Here is a 26771-nt window from a genome sequence, read left to right on the forward strand (position 1 = left end):
AACAAAAATGCAAACATCATACATTGTGAACCACAACTAAATTTTTAATTATCTCATTTGTAGAACCACATATAACTTTACCATCGAAGGCTCCGATTTGAGGAAATACATCGGAAATATTCTGAATTGTGGGCTTATCAAAACAGCTGTGGTGTATGATATATAGCTTCTTTCCTTTCCTTCCAATTTCTTTAAGAAAAGGTGTGATATCGAAGTGGTCAGAAAAACTGTATCCGAGTACAAGTACCGCCTCATGATCTCCAACTTGAAAAGTGTTTCTTATTACCTTTTCCCTTTGAGGATGAAGAAATCTATTAGAGACTGCCTCTAAAGAAGTTCTAATAGAGGACGGATCTGAAATACAACCATGTATTTTAATTAATGTGCGGTCGGAATTGTGCCATTGGACTTTATCGAATTCAGCTTCAGTTTTAAATGATTTGTAAGAACCATCTTTTTCAAGCGCCTTTTCAATAAGACAATCAAAATTGGTTGTCACCACTTTATCTATAAAACCTTTCTTATAAAGGTTAGAGATAAAATAATGATTATTGTTAGGAGAACCTATTTGAAAAAGGCTATTCATATGACCTCTAGTAAGCTTTTCTACATGGCCATCATACTTGAACCCAATGTCACCCATCAAAGCTTCAAAAGGATATTTATGAGCTTTGTATATAGCTATTTCTTCTTTAGTAGCACCAAAAGCTTCTAAAATATTTGTTACAAGCGGGTCAACTAGCGGCACTCCTGAATTGAAAGAAATACCAGCTCCACAGAATATCTTAATTTTGCTCTTCTTTATAAGCTCAGCTATTTGTTCAACCTCAGGCTTTATATTTTCCATCTCAAATTGCTCAAGAGACTAATATAATCATTCTAATTTATAATATTAAATCCTCTTTATAACAAATAAGTTGAACGTTGTTTATATACGCCTTATCTCCCTTGTCGCTCTTATCGCTTTAGTCTAAATATAGCTTCCGAAACTTGTTTTAGCTATGCCAACGCCTAACTTTATAGAGTTAAAACAGTTTTGAGCCACTACATACTTTTGTTTAGAGCCAGACGAAATGGAAAAGCCAAGCATAAAAACTCCTCCGTGGATTGATAAAATCTTTTATCCGTTTACGCCCCATACATTTGCTACTGAGAATGGCCTGATGCATTATGTGGACGAAGGGAAAGGCGATCCTATTGTTTTTGTGCATGGTACACCCACCTGGTCCTTTGTGTGGCGGCAACAGATAAAATCCCTTAGCAGGAACTACCGATGTATCGCCCCAGATCATGTAGGCTTTGGCTTGTCTGAAAAACCCACTGAGTTTGCTTATACACCTGAGGCGCACGCACAAAACTTAGAGCAACTGCTGGAGAGTTTAAATCTTTCTAAGATTACCCTGGTAGTACACGACTTTGGCGGCCCCATTGGGTTGAGCTATGCACTTAAATGTCCTGATAAAATTAAGAATGTGGTGGTGCTGAATACCTGGATGTGGAGTCTAGAGGGAGAAAAGAAGATTACCAAGATCAGTGGTTTTATGAATAGCGGCATTGGTAAGTTTCTTTACCAAAGGCTGGCATTCTCACCTAGAGTACTGTTGCCACAGGGCTACCACGAGAGTAAGCATTTCACAAAAGATATTAAGCAGCATTACCTAAAGCCGCTTTCCTCCTCCTCTGCAAGACTTGGCACCTGGCATTTTGCTGTTGCTTTAAAAGAATCTGGAACGTGGTTCGATCAACTGTGGGCACAAAGGGAAAAACTGCGCCACCTGAACATGCTGTTGATCTGGGGGGAGAAAGATAAACTGTTGCCGCTGAGCCTGCTGGAGCAGTGGGAACAACATTTTCCTGAAGCTAAAGTTGTTCGCGTTAAAGCAGGACATTTTCTGCAGGAGGAAAAGGGAAGTGAGGTAACAGCTGCGATCAAAGAATTTGTATTGGAGAATCTATAAAAACAGCTCGTCAAGAATAAAAGCTACACTTGACGAGCTGCCTTACTTTATAGCTACAGTACTGCGGCACTTAAGCTACAAGGTTAGTTATCTTTACTTCTTATGGCGCTCCTGCAGTACCGCTACAATATCTTTTAGTTCTAAACCTGTAGCCGATAACAGCACCAGCAGGTGATACATCAGGTCGGCAGCTTCGCCTTTCATCGTATCGAGTTTACCAGCTACTGCATCAATTACTGTTTCTACGGCTTCTTCTCCTACCTTTTGCGCAATTTTATTAACGCCTTTGCTGTAAAGGAAATTGGTATAAGAACCTTCTACAGGATTCTTCTTACGCTCCTGAATCACCTCTTCCAGGTCGGCAATAAAGCGAATAGCGGCTGCACGGTTAGAGGCATCCTCCTCGCCAAAGCAGCTGGTGCTGCCTGTGTGGCAGGTAGGGCCATTCGGTTTTACTTTTATCAGCAAAGAATCATTGTCGCAGTCGCGGGCAATGCTGATTACCTCCAGCGTATTGTTAGAAGTTTCGCCTTTAGTCCAGAGGCGGTTTTTGCTACGGGAGAAGAAAGTTACTAATCCCTCCTGGCGAGTTTTATCAAGTGCTTCCTGATTCATGTAGCCCAGCATGAGCACCTGTCCTGTTAAGTCGTCCTGTATCACGGCGGGCACCAGGCCGCCTGCTTTTTCAAAATCGAGTTCCACCCTTTTTGAGTTAAAAAGTTGAAGAGTTAGAGAGTTAGAGAGTGCTTTTTTTATGTACCTCAATGCTCATCTTCTCTAATTAAAATCTATTTAAAATTTAATTCTGTCAATCCTTACACCCTGAAAATCCTGATCAGATTCTCACATCCACATCCTGCCCTTTCAAAAACTGCTTCAGCACAGGAATTTCTAATTCGCGGAAGTGGAAGAGACTAGCGGCTAAAGCTGCATCAGCGTTGGCCTGATGGAAGACATCTGCAAAGTGTTGCATAGTACCAGCACCGCCAGAAGCTACTACAGGCACTGAAACAGCATTGGAAACAGCTCCTGTAATGTCCAGCGCGAAACCTGCTTTGGTACCGTCGTTGTTCATGCTGGTGAGCAAGATTTCGCCTGCTCCTAAGTCTGTTACTCTTTGGCTCCAGTCTACAGTGGCATGCTCTGTTTCTACGGTTCCTGCACGGGCGTATACTTTCCAGCCTATGGCTTCGGTAAACTTTGTGTCTACTGCCACCGTTACGCATTGGCTGCCGAAGCGCTTGGCCAAGTCTTCTACTAGTTGCGGATTTCGGATGGCAGCGGAATTAATGGAAACCTTATCAGCACCAGCCATTAGCAGCACCTCTACATCGGCCACAGCACCTATACCGCCGCCTACCGTAAAAGGTATATCGATATGACGGGCAATATCACGCACGAGTTCGGCAAAGGTTTTGCGTTCCTCGTTTGTAGCTGTAATATCCAGGAACACCAGTTCATCGGCTCCCTGTTCGGCATACCATTTTGCCAGCTGCACTGGGTCCCCTGCATCACGGATGTTTTCAAACTGCACACCTTTCACACAACGCCCGTTCTTGATGTCGAGGCAGGGAACTATACGTTTTGTTAGCATACGAATCGTTCTAAATCTTTTAACTGGATAGTGCCTTCGTAAATGGCTTTACCGATGATGGCACCTTTAACGCCTATTTCCTGCAGTTCCTCCAGGTCGGCAATAGTTGTAACACCACCGCTGGCTATGACTTGTGCATCAGGCAAAGCAACCTTTAGTTCTCTGTAAGTGCTGGTAGCTGGCCCTTGTAATTTACCATCTTTGCTCACATCGGTGCAAATAAAAAGCTTAGCCCCTGTCTGTACATAATCCGCAATGAAAGCCTCTAAGGTATAGCTGCTTTCTTCTGTCCAGGCGCTGATGGCGATATTATTGCCTTTAAAGTCTGCGCCCACTATGATTTTATCGGCTCCATACTCAGCTAGCCATCCTTTTACAGTTTCAGGCTCACGCACTGCTATACTGCCCGCCGTTATTTGTGCAGCTCCTGCATCAAAAGCCTGCTTTACAGCCTCTGCAGACTGTAGGCCACCACCAAAATCTATGGTTAAGCCAGTATTGGCAGCAATGCTTTCCAGCACCGCCAAGTTTACAAGCTTCTTGGCTCGCGCTCCATCTAAATCTACCAAGTGCAGGCGCTTAATGCCGTGGCCTTCGAAGCATTTGGCTACTTCCAGTGGGTTGCTGTCGTAGGTGGTTTGTTGTGAGAAGTCTCCTTCGGTAAGGCGTACGCACTGGCCGCCGATAATATCTATGGCTGGTATAATCTCCATTATAAAGCTAAAAAGTTCTTAAGTATCTGTGATCCTGCAGGTCCGCTTTTTTCGGGGTGGAACTGCGCCGCATAAAAGTTCTTGTACTGCAAAGCTGCTGAAAAAGGCTCAGGATAGGAAGTCTGTGCAATAGTATGTTCACTCAAAGGCACATAATAGCTATGCACATAATAGACAAATTCTTCTTCTTTAAGGCCTTCAAATAGGGGTGTTTGTAGGTGGTGCAACTGGTTCCAGCCCATGTGTGGTACCTTCAGCTCTGTTTGGAAACGCATTACCTGCAGCGGAATAATACCTAGCAAATCCGTATCGCCTTCCTCCGAGTGTTGGCACAGCAGCTGCATTCCGAGGCAAACACCGAAAAACGGCTGTTCCAGCGTCGGCAATAGCTTGTCCAGGTTACGCGCCTTTAATTGTGCCATGGCAGAAGAAGCCTCTCCCACGCCAGGAAAAATCACCTTATCAGCCGCTTTTATCGTTTCAAAGTCGCTGCTTAGGGTGCCGTTTATGCCCAGCCGTTCAAGGGCAAACATAACTGATTGCACATTACCTGCTTTGTAATCGACTATAACTAAGTTCATTGTATAGGATTATGTATTAGTCTCTAATTAGTTTAGGTTAAGCCCGAAAGCTAGCCCTATCCATGGTTTGTTATGATAAATCCAATTGTGGTGATTTCTATCTAAGAGTTTATCAATCCCCACAGTTAAACCCACAGTATAGTTATTTATGCTAACTATAGCCGCAAATCCATTCAGGAAAACTACGCCTTCATACTCATAAGCAACCTGGTTTCGCGTCACAAACTCGTTAACAGTAGATGCGCCAAGGCCAGTAAAAAAGCCTGCACTGTAGCCAAAGTGGTTAAAGCTTCTTTTATAGTTTCCGAGTGGTGTTTTCTTGTAGCTGATTCTGAACTTATCTTTCCTTAAACCCAAGTACAGCGCGCCCTGAAAAGCCGTATTTAACTGCCGTGGAAAGCCTTTGGTAGATGGCCTGTACTTGAATGGAATCGTCAGCACGTCCAGGTCGAACGACGGTTTTGAAAAAGTGTAAGGCCTGCGTGGAGAGCTGCGAACCTCCTCGGCAATGCTTAAGATGCTGCTTTTGGTAGTATCCAGCAGTACATTATCCTTTTGAGAAACCACAGGAACTACAATCAGGCTATCTTCTTCGATGTTCACGTATACACTTCCTCTTCTTTCCCCGTTCAGTTTAGCCGTGTATACCCCTTCTGAAAACTGATACTTGGGAGACTCCTGAATAGAGGCACAGGAAGCAAGAAACAGAGACACGATAACCGCAGCAAAAGAAACAGACATCTTTGCTATGCCCCTGTCTCCTACTCTTAAACTAAAGTTATCTATCTTATTTTTTTTCATCTAGAAGTTAAACTTGAAATAACAAAAAAGCCCGACCCATTTCGGAGTCAGGCTTTTGGATATGAGTTTATACTTTTAGCAAATCCATAGGCAGACAGCTCCGAAACGCTTGTTTCGTGCGTGATGATGGTGATGCAAATGAGCCATTGTGCCTTTCATTGTTGTAAAGATAAGCCATCAGGATAATAATATATACTTTTTGCTCTAAAAAATTTTGAGTAATTACACCTTTCAACAGCAAGTCGGACTAATACTATGCTTCAGTTTATATATTTCTGTTGCTCGCTTATTTGTGTTCAGATGAACAAACAGTCGCCGTTGTTGTGTGTTCTCACCAACAACCAATGAACAGTAAACTTGCAGTATCCACTTTCATGCTTCCTCAGAAAGGCCTTCACTTGCTGGTGAAAACACACAGCAAGGGCAGGGCACTTTACCTAGGGAAGAAACAACAACCTCATCTACAACAACGTCCCGCTCAAGATACTTGCTGCAATGGTAAAATATATAATCAAACCTGTTACGTCTACTAAAGTTGCTACAAAAGGTGCTGAAGAAGTGGCAGGGTCAAGTCTTAGCATTTTCAGCAGGAATGGGATCATAGAACCTGAGATTGTTCCCCATAAAACGATTCCTATTAACGAGAATCCGACTGTAAGACCTAGTAGATAAGCATATTCGCCGTAATCGTAGAACCCCGCCTGTTGCCAAACAATAATACGCAGGAAGCCTACAGCACCAAGTATAAGCCCCAACATCAAACCCGACAGCACCTCTTTTCTCATCACATACCACCAATCCTTTAGCCCCAATTCTTTTATGGCCATGGCACGAACAATAAGCGTTGCTGCTTGAGAGCCAGAGTTACCACCGCTGGAAATAATCAGCGGAATAAATAATGCCAACACTACCGCCTGCGCAATTTCTTCTTCAAAAAAGCCCATAGCCGAGGCAGTAAGCATTTCGCCCAGGAAAAGAATGAGCAATACGCTGGCCCGTTTGCGCACGAGGGTAAAGAGTGGCGTATCGGTATAAGACAGTTCCAACGCTTCCAGACCACCGAATTTTTGGATGTCTTCTGTATCGCGTCGTTCTATCTCATCGAAAATGTCATCAAAGGTAACGATGCCCACCAGCACCCCACTTTCCGATACAACAGGCATAACAGCCCGATCGTATTTGTTAAATTCCTCAATGGCTTCCTCCCTGCTCATCGTGGTGGTCAGGCTCACAAAGTGGTAGTCCATCAGCGACTCCATACTTTGCTCCTCATCCGCCATCAGCAGCTTTCCGATGCGTATGTCGTCAATGAGCTTGTTTTCCTTGTCCACGATGTAGACGTGGTTCAGCGTTTCGGCTTTTTTACCATAACGCCTGATGTTGTTGAGCGCCTGCCGTACCGTCCACCCCTTTTTCGACTGTATGTAGTAGGGCGTCATGAGGCGAGCAATACTTTTCTCTGGATAGCCCAATAAGTTCAGGGCTATGCTTTTCTCCTCATCCGAAAGCAGGTTAATTGATTCCTTGATGAGCAGATCAGGGAAGTTCTCAAAAATTTCGGTACGGTCGTCAGGGGCCATATTCTCCAACATGCTGGCCGTTTCCCTTGAGCCCAGTTCCTTCAGAATCTCCTCCTGCACTGTATGATTAAAGTAAGTAAACACCTCCGCCTTCAGATCGCCTGGCAGTAATAGAAAACCCAGTATCCGCTCCTTCGGATTCAGTTCTGCTATTATTTCAGCAATATCGTTGGGGTGTTTGTTCTTTAAATCCTTTAGATCAATATCGTTATTCAAGGAGTTCATCATATCACTTATACATCAGTCAGCCTCGGCTTTTTATGTTTCAGATTCTATTACGGAAAAACCCAAAAGCCTGACTAAATCTGGAGGTTGTCAGGCTTTTGAAGAAATTTAATAAGGACTAAAAGGTTTTTATTGCAGCTTAAAAACTCTCGCGCAGCTCATAAGCCTGGCGCATGCGGCGGATCAGGCGTTCTGATTCTATAAAGTTCAGTGTTTGCTGTCCGTCCGAAAAAGCTTCTTCTGGTTTCTGATGCGTTTCATAAATCACACCATCCGCACCTGCCATCACAGCCGCCAGGGCCATATCAGCTACGTAATCGCGTAATCCGATGCCGTGAGATGGATCAACAATGACAGGCAAATGCGTTTTCTCTTTCAGAACGGGCACAGCATTTAGATCCAAGATGTTACGGTAAGCTTTCTCATAGCCACGGATGCCACGTTCGCACAGCATGATTTTTTCGTTTCCGTTGGAGAAGATGTATTCTGCCGCCTGTAGTAGCTCTTCTATGGTACCCGAAATACCGCGTTTCAGCAGCACAGGCTTTTGCGCCTCGCCTAGCGAGTCGAGTAGGTTAAAGTTCTGGCTGTTACGTGCTCCCACTTGGAATACGTCCACGAAATCAATCATCTCCTCTATCTGCGACACTTGCATTACCTCCGTAATGATTTTGATGCCGTTTTCCTGACAGATGCGGTAGAACATTTGCAGGCCTTCCAGCCCCATTCCACGGAAAGCATAAGGTGAACTGCGAGGCTTGAACACACCACCACGCATAATCTTCACGTTGTTTTCCTTCAGGTGCTGTACCACCAGCTCTATCTGCTTTTCGCTTTCGATGGAGCACGGACCAGCCATAATGCTGAACTGCCCTTCGCCTATCGTCACGCCGTCACCTAAGTCAATGCGTGTAGGTTCAACTCTCCATTTGCGGGAGATTAGCTTATACTCATCTGATACACGATGTATATCGGCTACCCCTGCCAATTTGCCAATAGAACGAATATCAAATTCTTTCTTGCCGATGGCTACTAAGTAATGCGCATCCTGCGTAATAACCTCGTTAGCTTTATAGCCTATAGCCTCTACTTTTTGAAGAATGTTTTCCTTTACATCGGCAGAAATGCCCTGCTGTAACTGTATGATCATGGTTGGTTTCTAATGCTTTGGATGAATGATTGAATGTTTTCGGTGAGGCTGCCTTCCTTTTCTAACGCTTTGATGAACGCGCTGCCGATGATAGCCCCACTGGCGTGGTTGCAGGCTTGAGCAAAGGTCTCGTTGTTGTGAATACCAAATCCAATTATGGCAGGATTCTTAAGCCCCATCGCCTTCACACGCTGGAAGTACTCCGTATTTTCAACGCCTTTATTATTGGTACCGCCTGTAGTAGATGCAGAAGAAACCATATACACAAATGCATTGGAATGGCTGTCGATTTCGCGGATGCGCTGCTCAGGTGTTTGCGGCGTAACCAGGAACACCTTGCTCAGGCAATTAGCCTCGAAAATCTCCTTATATTCTTCCACATACTCAGCCAATGGCAGGTCAGGCAGAATGATGCCGTCAATACCTATTTCTTGGCATTTCTGGCAGAAGCGCTCCACACCGTACTGCATCACTGGATTCAGGTAGCCCATAAGCACCAGCGGAATCTGCGTCTGCTCCCGAATACCTTTTAATTGCTCAAACAGCTTTGGTATCGTCATGCCGTTGCGCAGGGCAAGTTCACTGCTGTGCTGAATTGTAGGGCCATCAGCCAACGGATCGGAGAAAGGCATGCCCACTTCAATCATCTCCACGCCGTTTCTCTCCAATTCCAGAATTATCGGCACTGTATCGTTCAGGTTCGGGAAGCCAGCTGTAAAGTACACCGACAGCAAACCCTGCTGCTTTTCCACAAAAAGCCTTTGAAGTCTATTTTCCATTTAAGTCGAATCTGTTTAAGTAGGTGGTCAGGTCTTTGTCGCCGCGGCCAGAGAGGTTCAGCACCACGATATCATCTGGTTTCGCGCCAATACGATGAATAGCAGCAAGCGCGTGTGCCGATTCCAAGGCAGGAATAATACCCTCTAGTCTTGTCAGTTCCAGTACCGCCTGTAGTGCCTCATCATCGGTTACACTCTCAAAAATGGCGCGTTTGCTATCGTATAGGTGCGCGTGTAGCGGACCTACGCCTGGGTAATCCAAGCCTGCGGATATAGAGTATGGCTCCGTTACCTGTCCGTCTTCGGTTTGCATCAATAAGGTGCGGCTTCCGTGAATAACACCTATTTTCCCCAGCACCGATGTCGCCGCCGATTCCCCAGAGTCTATACCTAAACCTGCAGCCTCCACAGCTACTAGTTTCACCTCAGGCACATCCAGGTAGTGATAAAAAGCTCCCGCAGCGTTACTGCCTCCTCCTACACAGGCCACCACGTAATCTGGGTTCTGACGACCTTCTTTCTCCTGCAGCTGCCACTTTATCTCTTCTGAAATGATCGCCTGAAAACGGGCCACCATATCGGGGTATGGGTGCGGCCCAACCACAGAACCAATGATATAATAAGTGTCCAGCGGATTACTAATCCAATCACGGATAGCTTCGTTAGTGGCATCTTTTAGAGTCTTACTTCCACTAGTAGCAGCTACTACTTTAGCACCCAGCATTTTCATGCGGGCCACATTTGGTGCCTGCCGCTCAATATCAATGGCTCCCATGTATACAATACACTCCAGCCCCATCAGCGCACATACCGTAGCGGTGGCAACGCCATGCTGACCAGCGCCTGTTTCTGCAATAATGCGGGTTTTGCCCAAGCGTTTTGCCAGCAGCACCTGCCCTACCGTGTTGTTGATTTTATGAGCACCTGTATGGTTTAGGTCTTCACGCTTCAGGTAAATTTTGGTGTTATACTTCTCTGAAAGACGCTTGGCAAAGTATAGCGGCGTTGGGCGTCCCACATAGTCGCGTAGCAGCCCCTGCAACTCCTCCTGGAATTCAGGCTCCTGCATAATCTGCAGGTAATTCTGGCGCAGCTCCTCCACATTCGGGAAAAGCATTTCAGGGATGTAAGCTCCACCGAACTTGCCGTAAAACCCCTTTTCGTTAACGTTATAGCTCATTTTTCTTTTAAGACTTAAGATATAAGACACAGGACGTAAGACTAAAACATTGTCATTTCGAACGCAGTAAGAAATCTGCTATATGTAGCAATTCAAATTTCTACCGTTGGTCAGAATGACAACAAAGTAGCTGCTGTGCTTTTTAACTTTTTAACCTTCTAAAATCTTACTTTTTAACTTAGCAACCAGTTGCTGCACTTTTGTCACGTCCTTCAGCCCTGGTTCCAGTTCAAATCCGCTGTTCACATCTATGGCAAAAGGCTTTTTCTTTAGTTGGTTGATGCCTTTGATGTTTTCCAAATTAAGGCCGCCGCTCAGGAAGTAGGGTTTATCTGAAGTATAATTCTCCAGCACCTGCCAATCAAACACAACACCGTTGCCACCATGCTCTTTGCCCTTCGTGTCAAAGAGGAAGTAGTCGCAAACCGCTTCGTAAGCTTCGGTACTGCTGAAATCAAAGTCCTCACCGACAGAGAAAACCTTTACTACTTCCAGCCCAACTTCTTTTAACTCCAGGCACTGGCTAGGACTTTCGCCGCCATGCAACTGCACAACCTGTAAGCCATGTTCAGCAGCTAGTGCTTTTATGATTGCTGGATCTTCATTTACAAAAACCCCAACTTTTTTAATGTTAGCAGGAAGTTCGGCCAAGATAGCCGAATTTATACTTGCTGAAACATCCCGTTTAGAACCATTGAAGAAGATAAAGCCTAGGTAATCGGGTTGCAGCGCTGCCACCTGCTGTATATTCTCGGGCTGGCGCATACCACATACTTTCAGCTTCATGCTACTGGCTGCTTCTTTTCCTGCAGCGCCCTTAGCTCTTTTATAAACTCAGCTGCCGCACGCTCAGGTCGACCAGTCTGCATAAAGCGTTCACCTACTAAAAAGCCGTTATAGCCAGCCTGCTTCAGCTCCACCATCACCTTCGGTTCTGTAATACCGCTTTCTGATATCTTGGTAACACCTTGCGGAATAAAGCTTGCCAGTTCAAGCGAAAGTCTAACATCGGTTTTAAAAGTTTTCAGGCTGCGGTTGTTTACGCCCAGCACCGATACATGCTCATTGAATGAGGCATCCAGTTCTTCTTTATCATGCACCTCCAACAACACTTCCAGATCTAAAGAACGGGCAAAAGCAGCCAATTCTTTCAATCGAGCAGGCTCTAAGGCCGCAGCAATCAAAAGTATCGCATCGGCCCCGATCGACTTAGCCTCCACAATTTGGTACTCATCCACCGTAAAATCTTTGCGCAGGATTGGGCAATAGTTATACTTGCGGGCAACCATCAGATCTTCATTCTTGCCACCAAAATAATTTTGGTCTGTCAGCACCGATAACGCAGAAGCACCCGCCTGCATATATCCGATAGATGTTCTCTCTACTGAAACGTAAGGATTGATATCGCCACGAGAAGGTGACTTTCTTTTAATCTCAGCAATGATACCGCTTTTGTCAGGGCGCAGCAAGTAGCGTTCCAGCGATACTGTGGGCGTTTCAAAGTATAAACTTTTCTCAAGCAGCTTCACAGGATACAACTCCTTGCGCTCCGCTACCTCTTTATACTTATGAGCAATGATTTCGTCTAGTATGTTCATTTATTTAATGTGCTAATGCGGTAATGTACTAATTTTCAATTACGTGTTACAACCACCCTTAACCCTCTTTGTAAGATAAAGGAGTGGTTTAATTACGCCACCACCAGCTTCTGATCATTTATCAGCTTGTTAAATAAGGTGAAAGCCTTACCTGATTCAAGCGTTTCTTTTGCTATGGCTACGGCTTCTTTTACTGCCAATTCAGGCTTAGCGCATTGCAAAGCCATACCTGCATTGGCTGCAACTACGGCTGTTTGCGCTTCAGCACCCTCTCCTTTCAATACATCCAGGAAAATCTTGGCTGAGGCTGCTACATCATCTCCACCTTTAATCTGCTCCTGCTGCAAACGTGGTAAGCCAAGTGTTTCCGCATCTAACAATGCTTCTGCACGGTCTGAAATTACTTTAAAAGGACTAGTTAAAGAAATCTCATCGTAGCCATCTAGGGTATGGATGATGCTGTAGTGGTTATTTGTTTGCTGGTACAGGTAAGCATACATGCGGGCCAGTTCCAGACTATATACGCCAACCATCTGGCGTTTCGGGAAAGCTGGATTCACCATTGGCCCCAGCATATTGAAAAAGGTTTTCACACCTAAATCTCTGCGTATGCCTCCTACAGATTTCATGGCGGGGTGAAACAGCGGCGCGTGCAGAAAGCAAATATTATACTCGGCTATGCTGCGCTCCAGTTTATCGGCATCTGTTGTAAATTGTATTCCCAGCGCCTCCAGCACGTTCGAAGATCCGCAGGAAGAAGAAACTCCGTAGTTGCCATGCTTCGCGACAGCCACACCGTTGGCCGCTACTACAAAAGAAGAAAGCGTGGAAATATTAAAGGTATCCTTTCCGTCACCACCTGTACCACATAAGTCAATAGGGTTATAAGCATCCAACTCCACACGGTGGCACAGGTCTTGCAGCGCATCCCGGAAGCCTTCCAGTTCATCTACCGTAATGCTGCGCATCATATACACCGTCAGGAAGCTGGAAATTTGGCTTTGGTTATACTTGCCAGCGGCAATATTCACCAGCACCTCCCGCGCCTGCTCCTTTGTCAGCGCTTTATGCTCGAATAAATGGTTAAGTATTTCTTTCATTTTGAAAAAGATTTAAGACACAAGACGCAAGACACAGGATTTTGTGTAGGTAAAAAGTCTTGATACTTGTGTCTGATGTCTTGTGTCTATTTTAACTTTCCAGCCAGTTCTTAATGATTTCGCGGCCGTGCTCCGTTAGCACCGACTCTGGGTGAAACTGAACGCCTCTAACATCGTGCTCGCGGTGGCGCAGGGCCATAATATTACCTGTGGCATCTACAGCGGTGGGTACAAGACATTCTGGCAATTCTTTTTCTACTAACCAGGAGTGGTAGCGGCCTGTTCCGAACTGCTGCGGCAGGTTCTTGAAAAGGGGTTCGTCTGTAGCTACAACTTCAGTTGGTATAGCTACGCCGTGCCATACCTCGTTACTGTTAAGCAATTTAGCACCATATACTTCGCCTATAGCTTGATGACCGAGGCAAACACCGAAAAGACTTTTGCTGGGGCCATAGGTACGAATCACATCCTTTAAAATGCCAGCTTCGTCTGGTATACCTGGGCCTGGCGAAAGCATGATCTTCTGAAATTTCCCTACTTCCTCTAACGTAATTTTATCGTTGCGGCGAACGGTTACTTCTGCACCTAGCTCCTGTAGCAAATGTACCAGGTTATAGGTAAAAGAATCGTAGTTGTCTATTACAAGAACTTCCATATTAGTTTATTTCCTGCGCCGTTTGCAGAGCGCGTCTTAATGCCATTAACTTATTATCTACCTCCTGTAGTTCACTTTGCGGATCAGAAGCTGCTACTACACCTGCCCCAGCTTGGTAATACAGCTTATAGTCTTTGCTCAGGAAAGAACGAATCATGATGGCGCTGTTGAAGTTGCCGTTGAAATCCAGGAATCCGATGCAGCCACCGTAAAAGGAACGGTTGGTGGTTTCGTAGCGATCGATGAGCTGCATGGCCATGTGCTTTGGAGCACCCGATAGCGTACCTGCTGGAAACGTGCTGGCCACCATCGGTAGCGAATCTTCCTGCCTGTGCAACTGCCCTGATACCTTTGAAACCAGGTGTATTACGTGGGAGTAGTACTGAATCTCGCGGAAGGTTTCCACTTGCACGCTATGGCCGTTGCGACTCAAGTCATTACGGGCCAAATCTACCAGCATTACGTGCTCAGCGTTTTCTTTCGGATCGGCCAATAATTTTTCAGCCAGTGCTGCATCCGCAGCATCGTCTCCTGTTCTTCTGAAAGTACCAGCAATCGGGAAAATGCTCGCTTTTTTGTCTTTAATTACCAGCTGCGCCTCTGGCGAAGAACCGAAGATCTTAAAGCTGCCGTAATCGAAATAGAAAAGGTAAGGCGATGGATTGATGGAACGGAGCGCACGATAAACATTGAATTCATCGCCTTTAAATGCTTGGGCAAACCTTCTGGAGAGTACCAACTGGAACACATCGCCTCTAAAACAATGCTGCTTCGCCTTCTCAATGTTCTGCAGGAATCCTTCTGCTGAGATATTCTGCTCTTCTTCGCCTGTGGTCTTGAAAGTATAACTTGGTATGTTGCGGCTGTTTAGCAGTGCCTCCAGTTGCGCAATGCCATCGTCGCCTTCAGTTTCATAGTTATGCGAAAAGATAAAAGCCTCATTGGTGAAGTGGTTAATGGCGATTATGAAGCGGTACACGGCATAATATAGATCTGGAATCTGCTGACGGTCGGGACGCTGCTGAACTTCAATATCCTCAAAATAACGCACTGCATCGTAGCTCATGTACCCGAAGAGGCCGTTGTGGATGAAGCCAAACTTCTTTTGCTCTTCTATATCAAAGGCCGAAGCAAAATCAGAAAGCATGCCTGGCACATTGGTATCTTTCGTGATTTCGGTGGTACGGGTGCTGCCGTCTGGAAAAGATTCTGTCAGTACCTCGTTCTGCACTTTTATGCTGGCAATGGGGCTGCAGCAGATATAGGAGAAGCTGTTTTCGGCGCCGTGGTAATCGGAACTCTCCAGCAGGATGCTGTTCGGATAACGGTCGCGAAGTTTTAAATAGACACTTACAGGCGTCAGGATGTCGGCCAGTAAGCGCTTATAGGTAGTTTTGAGTTGATATTTTTTCATGTCTCGTTTCTGAGGTTAAACAAAAAGCCCGCTGCTCTGGGTGAACAGCGGGCTTTTATACCTTTATATGTTGCTATACTTAATTCAGTTCAGTTATAGCGGCGCTGTTCACGATACATTCTGTAACGTGCCACCACCAAGCTGTATGTAAGTTCTGAATCATTCTCTATTTTCTTATCTCTATATCACAAATGTAGAGGCTAAAATTAAAACACCAAAATTTTACTATATTTTTTTCTTCCGAAAGTATAGCTGATTAATTTTTCTGCACCAGCATTTCATCCTCCTCGTTTCCACAGGTATTCAGCAACAGCATCTTATAAAACGAAACGCTGTTATCCAGCACCTCCAGTGTAATATGTTCATCCACATTATGGATCAGCTTCGCATTACCAGGATTCACTACCTGTGGCGCAAAACGATAAATATTGTCTGTTAGCGCTGTGTAGTGCTTCGCATCCGTGCCTCCAGGAAACAAAGCAGGCACAATCGTAATGCCTTTATAGGTTTGGTGAATCGTTTTCTCTAGTGCAGCATAGATCCAGGATTCAGTACTGGCTACGGGCGAAGGAGGTGTATAGCCACCATGTATTTTTATTTCGATGCGATCGTCTTTAATAGCTCTGCGCACATGCCTTATGATCGATTCGTCTGTTTCACCTGTAAGTATTCTAAAATTTACTACTGCTGATGCTACTCTTGGTATAACGTTACTTGCATTGCCTGCATTTATGATGGTAGGCGCCATTTGTGTGCGAATCAAGGCATCTGTTGCTTGGTCCGAAGCAAGTTTCTTCAGTATCTTTCTTTTAAAGAAACCATAGTGGCGCAAAGCGAATTTATACTTACCACCCAATTTACCAGCAAGCATGTTCATTGTTTGGCGTGTTGTAGGCATCATTCGAGCCTTAAAGGGCTTCTTATGAAGCCTTGTAAGCGCATTACTTAAAATATCAATTGGTGTTTCATTTGGTGGCATAGAAGAGTGACCTCCTTCGCCCTGAGCTATAAGCTCGAGGCTAAGGCCACCTTTAGCGGCCACTCCAACTAAGGCTATGGGCTCTTTTAAACCAGGCAGTGCATTTTCTACCACAGCCATACCCTCATCATAAACAGCCTCCAAAAGCACACCCTGCGACTCTAGATAGGCGGCAATCATGCCAGCTCCTTCTTCTCCTCCAACTTCCTCGTCATGTCCGAAAGCCAGGTAAACAGTGCGCTCGGGTTCATACCCGTTATGCAGCAACTGCTCTACCGCCTCCATAATGGTGATCACACGGTACTTGTCATCCATAGTACCTCGGCCCCATACGGCACCGTCTTTAATCACACCTTCGAAAGGGCTTACCTGCCAGTCTTCCTCAGAAGCCTCCTCTACAGGCACCACATCCAGGTGTGCACTAAGTAGCACAGGCGACAATTCTTGATTTGAACCACGCCAAGTGTAGAGTAAGCTATAATCATTAATCACTTCCTTCCGTAACTGCTCATGTAACCTTGGGAAGGTATATTCCAAGTACTTGTGCAAAGAAGTGAACTCGCTAAAAGCTACTTTATCATTTTCAACGCTAGAAACAGTTTTAAACTGTACAGCACCCGCTAATTTTTCTCCAACTGTAAGGTTAGCAGACGTCGTGTCAGGAACAGCTAAACCAGGAAAGGCATAAAAACTATAACTTTTAAAGGAAATTAAAAACAGAATGGAGAACAGGTACTTCATAAATTTATTACAGAAAAGAAAATTTGGCTACAAAAGCTTTCCCATTCATGGAAAATTTGCACTGCCTGTAACAAAGATTGAAAAAAAATATCATAAATAAAACTGATTTTAAAGGCAATACAATCATTCTATATAGTTTAGGACCAATATTTGCTTTATATGTATCAACTATGAAAAATGTACTTTTTTTCCATTTTAACGTAACCTTGTACTTTACCATGGAATATAATTCTATTCTTGTGCGTAAAGGGTAATCATGGCTAAATTTGCAGTGCTTTGTACTATAGAGCTTAAGTAAATAAGTGAAATTGTTAAGAAACGAAATACTTTTTAGAGACGCCTTCATTGCGATAGAATACAACCACTCCGATGACTGGATTTATGTTAATTGGAGGGGGTATGTTAATTATGATACCGTAACGGCTGGTTGTGAAAAAATACTGGAATACCTGAAGGAGTACCAGTGCCACAAGGTACTGAATGATAACACGAATGTAGAAGGTATATGGTCTGGAGCATCTAAATGGGTGGGCCAGGATTGGATGCCGCGGATGCAGGAGGCAGGACTGCGCTACTTTGCCTGGGTCTATTCCCCAAGTACGCTTAGCAGGTTGTCTACAGAAAAGTCCATTAAGCACACTGAGCAAAAAGAAATTATACAGACTTTCGAGAGTACAGATCTTGCTGAAGACTGGCTAAGATCGGTGGTTTAAATTACCTTAACTGCTATAAACAAGAAGAGGAGCTGTATATCAGCTCCTCTTCTTGTTTATAGCAGTTCCCTTTATAAAGTTCCTTTGGTACTTGGTATTGAAGTGTCTTCGGGATTACGCTTTACAGCCATGTTGATGGCACGAGCGAAAGCCTTAAAAATTGCTTCAATCTTATGGTGCTCGTTCTGCCCCTCTGCCTTTATGTTCAGGTTAGATTTAGAAGTATCGCTAAAAGACTTAAAGAAGTGAAAGAACATTTCTGTTGGCATATCGCCAACTTTCTCACGCTTAAACTCCGCGTCCCACACAATCCAAGGCCTTCCGCCAAAATCAATTCCTACTTGTGCCAGCACGTCGTCCATCGGCAACAGGAAACCATAGCGGCTGATGCCTTTCTTGTCGCTCAGGGCCTGCAGAAACGCTTCTCCCAAGGCCAGACCAGTATCTTCTATGGTGTGGTGCTCGTCTATGTGCAAATCACCTTTTACCTGCACGTCAAGATCTAGCTTGCCATGTTTGCCTAGCTGCTCCAGCATGTGGTCAAAAAAGCCGACGCCCGTATGGATATTCATCTTGCCTGTTCCATCTAAGTTCAGTCTGATATCGATCTCTGTTTCGGAAGTTTTGCGGCTAACTGTAGCTATTCGCTGCGGCAGTTTTAGATAAGTATAAATCTCGTCCCAATCATTGGTGCAGAAATCTGCCGCTCCCTCATCATATTCTTCTTTTATGAGTATAGACTTTGCGCCCAGATTCTTCGCCAGTTGAACATCTGTCAGACGGTCACCGATAACATAAGAGTTAGCAAGATCGTAGTCGCCTGCCAAGTACTTTTTCATCATACCGATACCTGGCTTGCGCGTCTCCAATCCCTCGTGCTCAAAGCTACGGTCAATCAATATTTCATCGAACTTGATGCCTTCACTTTCCAGGATTTCCAGCATCTTGTTCTGGTAAGGCCAGAAAGTTTCTTCAGGATAAGAGTCGGTTCCGAGTCCGTCCTGGTTCGTCACCATCACAAACTCGTAGTCCAGCTCAGAATAAATCTTAAAGAGGTTGCGAATCGCTTTCGGCACAAAGGCAAACTTCTCAAAAGAATCTACCTGGTAATCGGTCTTGGGCTCCACCAAAATGGTGCCGTCACGGTCTATGAATAATGCTTTTTTCATTTTCTTTTTTGGATGAAAGACACAAGATTAAAGACACAGGACAAATTCGTATACTAATATCTTGTGTCTTGTGTCTTTAATCTTGTGTCTCAAATTCAGTTATCGCGTTCAATAATTCCTGATTTTCTTCCAGTGTTCCGATTGAGATGCGAAGGCAGCCTTCACAACCAGGCACCGTGGTGCGGTTGCGCACAACTATACCTTTGTCTAAAAGAAACTTATATAAGCCATTTGCATCTGTTACTTTAACTAGCAGAAAGTTGGCATCGGAAGGATAAACGTGCAACACTTGCTTTAGCGTAGGCAGTGTTTGCTCCAGCAGCGTACGCTCCTGCACAATCTCTTCCACCATAAATTTTAGCTGTTCCTGCTGCTCCAACGCCTTTAGCGCCAGTTCCTGCGTGGCTTCGTTAATGTTGTATGGCGGCTTTATTTTATCCAAATAGGCGATGATTTCTTCTGAGGCAAAGGCCAAACCTAAACGCAAACCAGCCATACCCCAAGCTTTAGAGAAAGTCTGCAGCACCACCAGGTTCGGAAACTCTTTTAATCGTGTTGTCCAACTAGGAGTAGAGGCAAAATCGATGTAAGCCTCGTCTATTACCACCATTCCATTATAGTTGCGGAGTATCTTTTCTATACTTTCAGGTTGGATGCTGTTGCCAGTCGGATTGTTTGGGGAGCAGATAAAGATAAGCTTTGTCTCTGGCTTAACAGCCTGCAGCACCTGTTCCACGGGTATCTGGAAATCAGGCGTGAGCTGTACTTCATCGATCCGCACCTCGTTCAGGTTTGCTGACACCTCGTACATACCGTAAGTGGGCGGCAGGTTCAGTAAAGCATCTTTACCAGGGCGGCACAACAAACGCAAAAGCAAGTCAATGGCTTCGTCGCTGCCGTTGCCTAGGAAAATCTGCCCAGGCTCCATTCCTTTTATGGCAGCAATCTGTTCCTTCAGCTTGCGCTGGTGCGGATCGGGGTAGCGGTTGTAGTTGTTGCCTGCCAGGCTGCCAAGGCTGTTTTCGTTGGCATCAATGAAAATGCTGGCGGTGCCTTTAAACTCATCACGGGCCGAAGAATAAGGCTTCATCTTCAGCACGTTTTCTCTTACTAGACTTTCTAAATTAAACATGCTATACCTCCTTCAGCCTGATTGAAACTGCATTTTTGTGTGCCTGCAAGCCTTCTGCCTCAGCCATTACCTCTACCGTACGACCTATACTTTGCAGTCCCTGCGGTGAGATATGCTGGAACGTGATCTTCTTGATAAAGCTGTCTAAAGAAACGCCGCTATAAGCACGGGCGTAGCCATTGGTAGGCAAGGTATGGTTGGTACCAGAAGCATAGTCGCCAGCAGATTCAGGAGTATAGTTGCCCAGGAAAACGGAACCAGCATTTATGACACCTTCTGCTATGCTTTCAAAGTCCTGCACCGCCAAAATCAGGTGTTCAGGTGCGTAAAGGTTTGAAAAACGAAGCATCTCTTGCGCATCGTTAAGCACAATAGCCACACTGTTTTCTAAGGCTTTAGCAGCAAAAGCTTCACGTGGTAGTTGAGCCAGTTGTTCTTCCAGCTCCACACCTACCTGCTGCAACAAATCTTCTGAAGTTGTCAGCAATATCACCTGCGAGTCGGCCCCGTGTTCTGCTTGGGAAAGCAGATCAGCGGCTACGAAAGCTGGATTGGCTGCTTCATCAGCCATCACCAAAACTTCCGAAGGACCAGCTGGTAAATCGATAGCAACTCCTGCTTTGTTTACTAATTGCTTTGCTACAGTTACGTACTGGTTGCCTGGTCCGAAAATCTTGTTTACAGCAGGCACACTTTCGGTTCCGAAAGCCATGGCTGCCACAGCCTGTGCGCCGCCTGCTTTTACCACACGTTCTATACCTAAGATAGAAGCGGTATAAAGTATGGCAGGATGTACTTTGCCTGCTTTGTTTGGAGGCGTGCAAAGCACCAGTTCTCTGCATCCAGCTATACGGGCAGGAACACCCAGCATGAGCAGCGTAGAAAACAGGGGCGCCGTACCCCCAGGTATGTATAAACCTACTTTTTCGATGGCTACACTTTTGCGCCAGCACTTCACGCCAGGCATGGTTTCAACAGGATTAAACTCCTCTTTCTGTTGCAGGTGGAAAAGTTCTATATTGCTATAAGCCTGCTGAATAGCCTCCTTCAGTTCATCCGATAGTTCAGCACCAGCACCAGCAATTTCCTCAGCCGTTGCGAGTAAACTTTCAGGACGAACACCATCAAACTTCTCTGCCAATTGTAGCAGCGCCTCATCGCCCTGCTCCTGCACCAGCTTAAAAGTTTCTCTTATTCCTGGCTCCAGCTCTTCCAGGTCTTTTACAGGGCGCTTTACCAGCTCCTGCCAAGTGGCTGGGTCAGGATATTTTAACTTGCGGATCATAGAATCATCTTCTCTATCGGTACCACCAATATGCCCTGTGCTCCTGCGTCACGCAGCCTTTCGATCATCTCCCAGAAATCATCTTCGTTGACTACAGAGTGAATGGAGCTCCAGCCTTCTTGTGCCAGTGGCAGCACAGAAGGAGATTTTGCTCCTGGTAACAAACTGATAATCTCGTCAACCTTCTCGTTTGGAGCATTTAGCAGAATATACTTTGCCCGCTGCGCACGTTGCACCGCATGAATGCGGAATAACAGCTTCTCCAAAATAGCCTTTTTCTCTTCGCTCAGGTTTTGGTTGGCAATTAGCACCGCTTGTGATTTAAATACTCGCTCCACCTCTTTCAAACCATTGCTAATCAAGGTGCTGCCAGAGCTCACAATATCGCAGATAGCATCGGCCAGACCTATGCTGGGTGCAATCTCCACAGAACCGCTGATGGTATGAATATGTGCCGTTACACCTTGTTCTTGCAGGTAAGTCTGCAGCAGATTAGGGTACGAAGTGGCAATATTTTTCCCTTCCAGATCTTTAACTGAGTTATACTCGGCAGATTTAGGTACAGCCAGCGATAAACGGCATTTGGAGAAGCCCAGTTCCTCTACAGACAGGTCCTGCTTGCCTTCCTCTACCAAAACATTCTGACCTACAATGCCAATGTCAGCCACACCGTCGGCTACATAGCCAGGGATGTCATCGTCGCGCAGGAAAAGTATCTCTAATGGAAAATTGGTTGATTCGGTCTTTAATTTCAGGCTGCTGCTGATAAACGAGATTCCGCATTCTCTAATTAATGCAAGGGAATCGTCGCTGAGCCTGCCTGATTTTTGTACGGCAATACGTAGCATGTTTCTTTTTGTAGTTTACAGATGTAAAAATAGCAGGTGCTTTGCTGCGAAGCAAAGTTAATCGGGTACTTAGCCCTATGGGGGCAATATGGTTTTATGATTCCTCTTACGAGGAATGTTGGAAATGATGAGCATGCGCAGTCAGGGCAACAGGCGCTGCCACTGGAAATGATGAAATATAGTGCTTTCTTTTGCTCATAATTGATATTACAAATAAAAGACGTTTTTTGTTTAGATAAAAATGTAAATAGGTAAAATTTTATACTCTCAACTTTTACAAGAAATAAATCAATTTCACATAACAAAAACACAAATCTAAATGTAAAATAATTTTGTTATCTATATATCAATATTTGATTGCTCTCCACAATTTTATGGCATAGTTTTTTCTAAACATTCTATCGTTATAATTTTACTGTGCACTCTGAGTTTTAAGATGAATAAGTTTATCTATACTATTGCTTTTCTAATTCTGTTCCTGATCTCTTTCACAGTATCAGCGCAACTTAAATTGCCACAGGCAAGCCCTGAAGCCGTGATTAAGCAAACAATCGGCTTAACTGATATCAGAATTCAATACCATGCCCCAAGCGTAAGGGGTCGTAAGATTTTTGGAAATCTTGTTCCGTACGGCACCCTATGGCGAGCTGGAGCAAACGAAGCGACAGTAATCAAGTTTAGCGATGATCTGTTCCTGAACAGAGAACGTGTACCAGCTGGCTCCTACTCTGTTTTTATACTGCCAGAAAGCGATTCGGTTTGGAATGTGGTATTGAACAGTGATACAACTCTTTGGGGATTGGAAGGTTATAGTGAGCTAAATGATGTTGCCTATTTACGCGTAAAACCTAAAAAGGCTCCCTTTCAAGAAACAATGCAGTTTTCTTTTTCTGACCTTAGCACGAACACAGGTTACTTACATTTGCGCTGGGAAAACAGCCAAATAACATTGCACATAGAGACTGAAGTAGAAAAAAAGGCTTTAGCAAATATTCAAAAAGCGTTGGCAGAGGCTAAACCTGATGACTGGTACATTTGGGCCCAAGCCGCTGAGTATATGTTGCCGCGTAAAGAACACCATAAGATGGCTTTGGAATGGATAAATAAGTCTATCGCAATTAAAGAAAATTTCTTTAACGATTGGATCAAGGCCAGACTTTATGCACTGAATTTAGAATTCCAGATGGCTGCCACTTTAACAGCCAAAGCTATGCAACTTGGCAACGAAGACCCAGAATCGTATAAAACTTACGCCAAAGATATTGAAGCAGCGCATAACGACTGGAAAAAGCGAAAACTGTAGCTTCCTTTACTGGAAGGGCGTTGATTGTTGTTCTTACATGAGAAAAAAGAGCCGAAGGTAAGCTTATTGCGAAGCCTGATGTTATTTAAAATCTAGCAATAACACGAAGATTTAGTCTCCTGCCCGTTAAGTAGTTAGGAAGGGCATATACAATGCCATTCACATCTGTTATATAGTTGTAGGAAACACGATTGTTCGCATCTATCAGGTTCAACACTTCTAATCCTAGCCAAAGGCTCTCCAATGCTAAAGCCTTCCGATTATCTTGTTCTTCGTCAAAGACTATTTGCTTTGAAAACCCAGTATCCACACGTTTATAAGATTTACCTGAAAACGCATTGCGGTAGGCTGGCTGGTTAGGAGGCCCAAAAGGGAGACCTGAGGCATAAGCCAAATTCAGATACATGCGCATCGTTGGGTTATTTGGCAAATGATCCTGAAAGAACACCCCAATGTTTAGCAGCTGATCTGTGGGCCTGCGGATAAAACCTATTGCCTGTTGTCCTACGGCCTCACCAGTGTTATTATACACAACTGCAGAATCGCCCGACACGTTCTCGCGCGTTCTTAAAAAACCTACACTAAACCAAGACTCCGCTCCTTCTATAAACTCTCCGTTCACCCTTACATCGAATCCTGTTGCATACGCTTTCGCATTGTTTTGGGCATAATACCGCAGCCTCACATTATCTATATCATAAGGTACTACATTAGTCATGTGCTTGTAGTATGCCTCGGCAGACAGTTTAAAGTCCCGCCCCCAGGATTGGAAGATATAGTCGCTCCCGACAATAGCGTGTAAAGAGCGCTGTGCCTTCAACTCAGGATTTAGCTCGCCCTGCATATTTCGCAGTTCCCTGTAAAATGGTGGCTGGTAGTATAAACCTATGGCTGCTTTAAAGGATAAATCAGGGTTTTTCCGCGTGATGAATGAATACTGCAAACGCGGCGTTAAAGTCATTTCCTTATTATAGCTCCAGTAGCTTGCCCTTACACCATACGTTATTGTTTTTAGTGAATCAATTTCGTAGGTGTGCTGTGCAAATGCATTGTACCTTAAGCTGTTTAGCGATAACTGCGAGTGTAGCAGATAGTTCTGTGAAACATAATCTGCAGAATCTGTAAAACCATACTCCTGCAATTGATCCTCTATATCCTCTAAGCCCACTTTAGCGCCAAAGGCTACATGACTCCTGCTGTTCAGCCGCCAGTTGTTGCGGCTCTCTGCTGTAAGCATGCGTGCCAGCAACTTATTACGAGCATGGTCGAACTGAGTACCCAATCCTACTGATTGCAAGCATTCGCCATAAGTGCTGCTTCCAGGATTATTATCGATGTCGCAAAGGCGGTAGCCAGCTTCCAGATCACGATATTCCCGCTCCAGCGATTGCACACCAGATAGAATAAGATTCGAAGTAAAAGAAGGTCTAAACTGATGCTGCAAGTTCAGGCCAAGCTGATATGTGCTATAGTCCATTTGTTCACGCCCATCATACCCCACCGTTACCCGAACTACCTGCTGAGTGGTGCCAAAAGAGGTTATACGCGTAACAGGCACGACTTCATAATCGTTTTGGGCAACACTGGCAAGCACACCTATAGTTGTTCGTTCTGGCGTTTGCCCTTTGCCTGAAAGATCATAATGGAAATAAGCCTGTGCATCGGTGAATAAAGGCCTATACTCACCTTCTACCTGAAGGCTGTTGAGCAGGTATTGACCGTTTTTGTGGCGCAAACCTAACACAAAAGAAGCTTTGTTATTAGCTGAGGCCCCTTCCAGGTGTATAGCTCCGCCCGTTAAGCCTCCTGTAACAGAACCAGCAAATGCTGTGGGTTTTTTATAGGTGATATCCAGTACAGAGGAAAGCTTATCGCCATACTTGGGCTGCCAGCCACCAGAGGAGAACGTGATGTTATCGACAAGATCAGGATTGACAAAACTCAGCCCTTCCTGCTGCCCATTTGTTATTAAGAAAGGTCTGTAAATCTCTATACCATTAACGTATACAAGGTTTTCATCGTAGTTTCCGCCTCTTACAGAATAAGTTGACGATAGCTCATTGTTACTGGTAACTCCTGGCAAGGTGCTGAGAATCTTGTTGAAGTCGCCAAAGGCAGAAGGTAGTTCTTTGGCATTTTTCGGGTCCAGTTTCGTTAAACTTACCTGCTCCCGTGTGTCCTGCTCATTTTTGCCTCTTACATCAACTGTATTCAGCTGTCTTGGGTCTAGCTGAAGTACAAAGTTTAAAGTCAGTGTTTGATTCGCCGCAAGCTTGACTTTTTTTTCTTGTGGTAAATAGCCGACATAACGCACCTCTAGCACAAGCTCCTTTGCAGCTGGCACGGTAAAACTATATTGGCCATCTGCATTGGTCAGTACGCCTTTGCTGCTGCCCTTAATACCTATTGTCGCTAGTTCTAAGGGTTCATTTAATTGATTTAGTATACTACCCGTCACGGTTGCCTGTTGCGCAGCAAGCCCTAGCGGGGCCATCAACAGAAGCCATAACCATAGATACTTAATCATGAAAAGTGACCTTACTTGGCACTGTTTTTAAGATCAGCTATGGTTTGGGCAGGATCAGCGGAACTGAACACAAAGCTACCCGCTACCAATACATCGACTCCCGATTCGAGTAGCAAAGGAGCGTTCTGCTGATTCACACCACCATCCACTTCAATCAGCGCCTTTGAATTTCTGGACAGTATTAGCTCCTTCAACTTCTCTATTCTACGGTAGGTGTTCTCGATAAACTTCTGTCCTCCAAACCCTGGGTTAACAGACATGATCAATACCATATCCAAATCTGAGATTACATCTTCTAGTAACTTAACAGAAGTATGAGGATTGAGAGCCACTCCAGCCTTAGCTCCTGTATCTTTTATTTGCTGAATGGTTCTATGGAGATGGGTACAGGCTTCGTAATGAACCGTGATAGTATCGGCACCTGCTTTTCTGAATTGCTCAATATATAGCTCTGGCTCCTCAATCATTAAATGCACATCCATCGGTTTCTCAGCAAAACGCTGTATTGCCTGCATCACAGGAAAACCAAAGGAAATATTTGACACAAAACGGCCATCCATGATATCAATGTGCAGCCAATCTGCCTGGCTAGCATTCAACATCGCTACTTCCGACTGCAGGTTAGCAAAGTCAGAAGCAAGCATAGAAGGGGCTATTATTGGTTTCATATTACAAAGATAAGGAAGTGCTTAGAACTTAAAATGCTAATTAGGAAATAGAACTTGTGTTTACTGCATTTGCATATT

General features: G+C 44.7%; 25 protein-coding genes. 3 read left to right on the forward strand and 22 right to left on the reverse strand.

Annotation, left to right across the window (positions count from 1 at the left end; translation table 11 throughout):
• Window positions 1-16 precede the first annotated feature (16 nt).
• Window positions 17-847, reverse strand: a complete 831-nt coding sequence (locus LN893_RS10970) for an SIR2 family protein (RefSeq protein ID WP_229969885.1) — start codon at window positions 845-847, stop codon at window positions 17-19.
• A gap of 226 nt (window positions 848-1073) precedes the next feature.
• Between LN893_RS10970 and LN893_RS10975 the strand changes: the two genes are divergently transcribed.
• A complete protein-coding gene (locus LN893_RS10975) occupies window positions 1074-1958 on the forward strand; it encodes an alpha/beta fold hydrolase (RefSeq protein ID WP_229969887.1) in 885 nt (294 codons plus the stop codon).
• A 93-nt stretch (window positions 1959-2051) separates the two neighbouring features.
• Here LN893_RS10975 and hisIE read toward each other — a convergent pair whose 3' ends face one another.
• The 15 genes from hisIE to LN893_RS11050 all read right to left on the reverse strand — a co-directional run bounded on the left by hisIE (window position 2052) and on the right by LN893_RS11050 (window position 17048).
• Entirely contained in the window at window positions 2052-2660 is a 609-nt protein-coding gene (hisIE, locus tag LN893_RS10980; RefSeq protein ID WP_229969889.1) for a bifunctional phosphoribosyl-AMP cyclohydrolase/phosphoribosyl-ATP diphosphatase HisIE, read from the reverse strand.
• 133 nt (window positions 2661-2793) lie between these two features.
• Window positions 2794-3552 carry an imidazole glycerol phosphate synthase subunit HisF gene (gene hisF, locus LN893_RS10985; RefSeq protein ID WP_229969890.1) on the reverse strand — a complete coding sequence of 253 codons (759 nt, stop codon included), beginning with the start codon at window positions 3550-3552 and terminating at the stop codon, window positions 2794-2796.
• Window positions 3546-4265, reverse strand: a complete 720-nt coding sequence (gene hisA, locus LN893_RS10990) for a 1-(5-phosphoribosyl)-5-[(5-phosphoribosylamino)methylideneamino]imidazole-4-carboxamide isomerase (protein WP_229969892.1) — start codon at window positions 4263-4265, stop codon at window positions 3546-3548. The genes hisF and hisA overlap by 7 nt, the downstream gene beginning before the upstream one ends.
• Entirely contained in the window at window positions 4265-4846 is a 582-nt protein-coding gene (gene hisH, locus LN893_RS10995) for an imidazole glycerol phosphate synthase subunit HisH (protein ID WP_229969893.1), read from the reverse strand. The genes hisA and hisH overlap by 1 nt, the downstream gene beginning before the upstream one ends.
• A gap of 27 nt (window positions 4847-4873) precedes the next feature.
• Window positions 4874-5647 carry a hypothetical protein gene (locus LN893_RS11000; RefSeq protein ID WP_229969895.1) on the reverse strand — a complete coding sequence of 258 codons (774 nt, stop codon included), beginning with the start codon at window positions 5645-5647 and terminating at the stop codon, window positions 4874-4876.
• Window positions 5648-6108: 461 nt separating this feature from the next.
• Window positions 6109-7455 carry a magnesium transporter gene (gene mgtE, locus LN893_RS11005; protein WP_229969897.1) on the reverse strand — a complete coding sequence of 449 codons (1347 nt, stop codon included), beginning with the start codon at window positions 7453-7455 and terminating at the stop codon, window positions 6109-6111.
• A gap of 136 nt (window positions 7456-7591) precedes the next feature.
• Entirely contained in the window at window positions 7592-8602 is a 1011-nt protein-coding gene (locus LN893_RS11010) for a bifunctional 3-deoxy-7-phosphoheptulonate synthase/chorismate mutase (protein ID WP_229969898.1), read from the reverse strand.
• Complete coding sequence (gene trpA, locus LN893_RS11015; protein WP_229969899.1) at window positions 8599-9381, reverse strand: tryptophan synthase subunit alpha; 783 nt, start codon at window positions 9379-9381, stop codon at window positions 8599-8601. The genes LN893_RS11010 and trpA overlap by 4 nt, the downstream gene beginning before the upstream one ends.
• A complete protein-coding gene (trpB, locus tag LN893_RS11020; RefSeq protein ID WP_229969900.1) occupies window positions 9371-10561 on the reverse strand; it encodes a tryptophan synthase subunit beta in 1191 nt (396 codons plus the stop codon). The genes trpA and trpB overlap by 11 nt, the downstream gene beginning before the upstream one ends.
• Before the next feature lie 150 nt (window positions 10562-10711).
• Complete coding sequence (locus LN893_RS11025) at window positions 10712-11347, reverse strand: phosphoribosylanthranilate isomerase (protein ID WP_229969901.1); 636 nt, start codon at window positions 11345-11347, stop codon at window positions 10712-10714.
• Window positions 11344-12159: an indole-3-glycerol phosphate synthase TrpC gene (gene trpC, locus LN893_RS11030; protein WP_229969902.1), complete on the reverse strand. Its 816-nt coding sequence runs from the start codon at window positions 12157-12159 to the stop codon at window positions 11344-11346. Before trpC ends, LN893_RS11025 begins: the two co-directional genes overlap by 4 nt.
• Before the next feature lie 92 nt (window positions 12160-12251).
• Window positions 12252-13259, reverse strand: coding sequence for an anthranilate phosphoribosyltransferase (trpD, locus tag LN893_RS11035; protein WP_229969903.1), 1008 nt, complete (start codon window positions 13257-13259; stop codon window positions 12252-12254).
• Between the two features lie 91 nt (window positions 13260-13350).
• Window positions 13351-13914: an anthranilate synthase component II gene (locus LN893_RS11040; protein ID WP_229969904.1), complete on the reverse strand. Its 564-nt coding sequence runs from the start codon at window positions 13912-13914 to the stop codon at window positions 13351-13353.
• A gap of 1 nt (window position 13915) precedes the next feature.
• Complete coding sequence (locus LN893_RS11045) at window positions 13916-15328, reverse strand: anthranilate synthase component I family protein (RefSeq protein ID WP_229969905.1); 1413 nt, start codon at window positions 15326-15328, stop codon at window positions 13916-13918.
• A 256-nt stretch (window positions 15329-15584) separates the two neighbouring features.
• Entirely contained in the window at window positions 15585-17048 is a 1464-nt protein-coding gene (locus LN893_RS11050; protein WP_229969907.1) for a M20/M25/M40 family metallo-hydrolase, read from the reverse strand.
• A gap of 302 nt (window positions 17049-17350) precedes the next feature.
• On the opposite strand from LN893_RS11050, the gene LN893_RS11055 reads away from it, so the two are divergent.
• The gene (locus tag LN893_RS11055) at window positions 17351-17761 is read left to right on the forward strand and encodes a hypothetical protein (RefSeq protein ID WP_229969909.1); all 411 of its coding nucleotides are present in this window, start codon (window positions 17351-17353) and stop codon (window positions 17759-17761) included.
• A 71-nt stretch (window positions 17762-17832) separates the two neighbouring features.
• Here LN893_RS11055 and hisB read toward each other — a convergent pair whose 3' ends face one another.
• From hisB to hisG, 4 genes are all read right to left on the reverse strand, one after another.
• Window positions 17833-18930: a bifunctional histidinol-phosphatase/imidazoleglycerol-phosphate dehydratase HisB gene (gene hisB, locus LN893_RS11060; RefSeq protein WP_229969910.1), complete on the reverse strand. Its 1098-nt coding sequence runs from the start codon at window positions 18928-18930 to the stop codon at window positions 17833-17835.
• 76 nt (window positions 18931-19006) lie between these two features.
• Window positions 19007-20062, reverse strand: a complete 1056-nt coding sequence (hisC, locus tag LN893_RS11065; protein WP_229969912.1) for a histidinol-phosphate transaminase — start codon at window positions 20060-20062, stop codon at window positions 19007-19009.
• A 1-nt stretch (window position 20063) separates the two neighbouring features.
• On the reverse strand, window positions 20064-21347 hold the full coding sequence (hisD, locus tag LN893_RS11070) for a histidinol dehydrogenase (protein WP_229969914.1): 1284 nt from the start codon (window positions 21345-21347) through the stop codon (window positions 20064-20066).
• Window positions 21344-22195 carry an ATP phosphoribosyltransferase gene (gene hisG, locus LN893_RS11075; protein WP_229969915.1) on the reverse strand — a complete coding sequence of 284 codons (852 nt, stop codon included), beginning with the start codon at window positions 22193-22195 and terminating at the stop codon, window positions 21344-21346. Before hisG ends, hisD begins: the two co-directional genes overlap by 4 nt.
• Window positions 22196-22631: 436 nt before the next feature.
• Here hisG and LN893_RS11080 point away from each other — a divergent pair, with 436 nt between their 5' ends.
• Window positions 22632-23498 carry a DUF2911 domain-containing protein gene (locus LN893_RS11080; RefSeq protein WP_229969916.1) on the forward strand — a complete coding sequence of 289 codons (867 nt, stop codon included), beginning with the start codon at window positions 22632-22634 and terminating at the stop codon, window positions 23496-23498.
• Window positions 23499-23583: 85 nt separating this feature from the next.
• Here LN893_RS11080 and LN893_RS11085 read toward each other — a convergent pair whose 3' ends face one another.
• Window positions 23584-26025: a TonB-dependent receptor gene (locus LN893_RS11085; RefSeq protein ID WP_229969917.1), complete on the reverse strand. Its 2442-nt coding sequence runs from the start codon at window positions 26023-26025 to the stop codon at window positions 23584-23586.
• An 11-nt stretch (window positions 26026-26036) separates the two neighbouring features.
• Window positions 26037-26693, reverse strand: a complete 657-nt coding sequence (gene rpe / locus LN893_RS11090; protein ID WP_229969918.1) for a ribulose-phosphate 3-epimerase — start codon at window positions 26691-26693, stop codon at window positions 26037-26039.
• Between the last annotated feature and the right edge of the window lie 78 nt (window positions 26694-26771).

Source organism: Pontibacter harenae, from assembly GCF_020907245.1.
Classification (GTDB): domain Bacteria; phylum Bacteroidota; class Bacteroidia; order Cytophagales; family Hymenobacteraceae; genus Pontibacter; species Pontibacter harenae.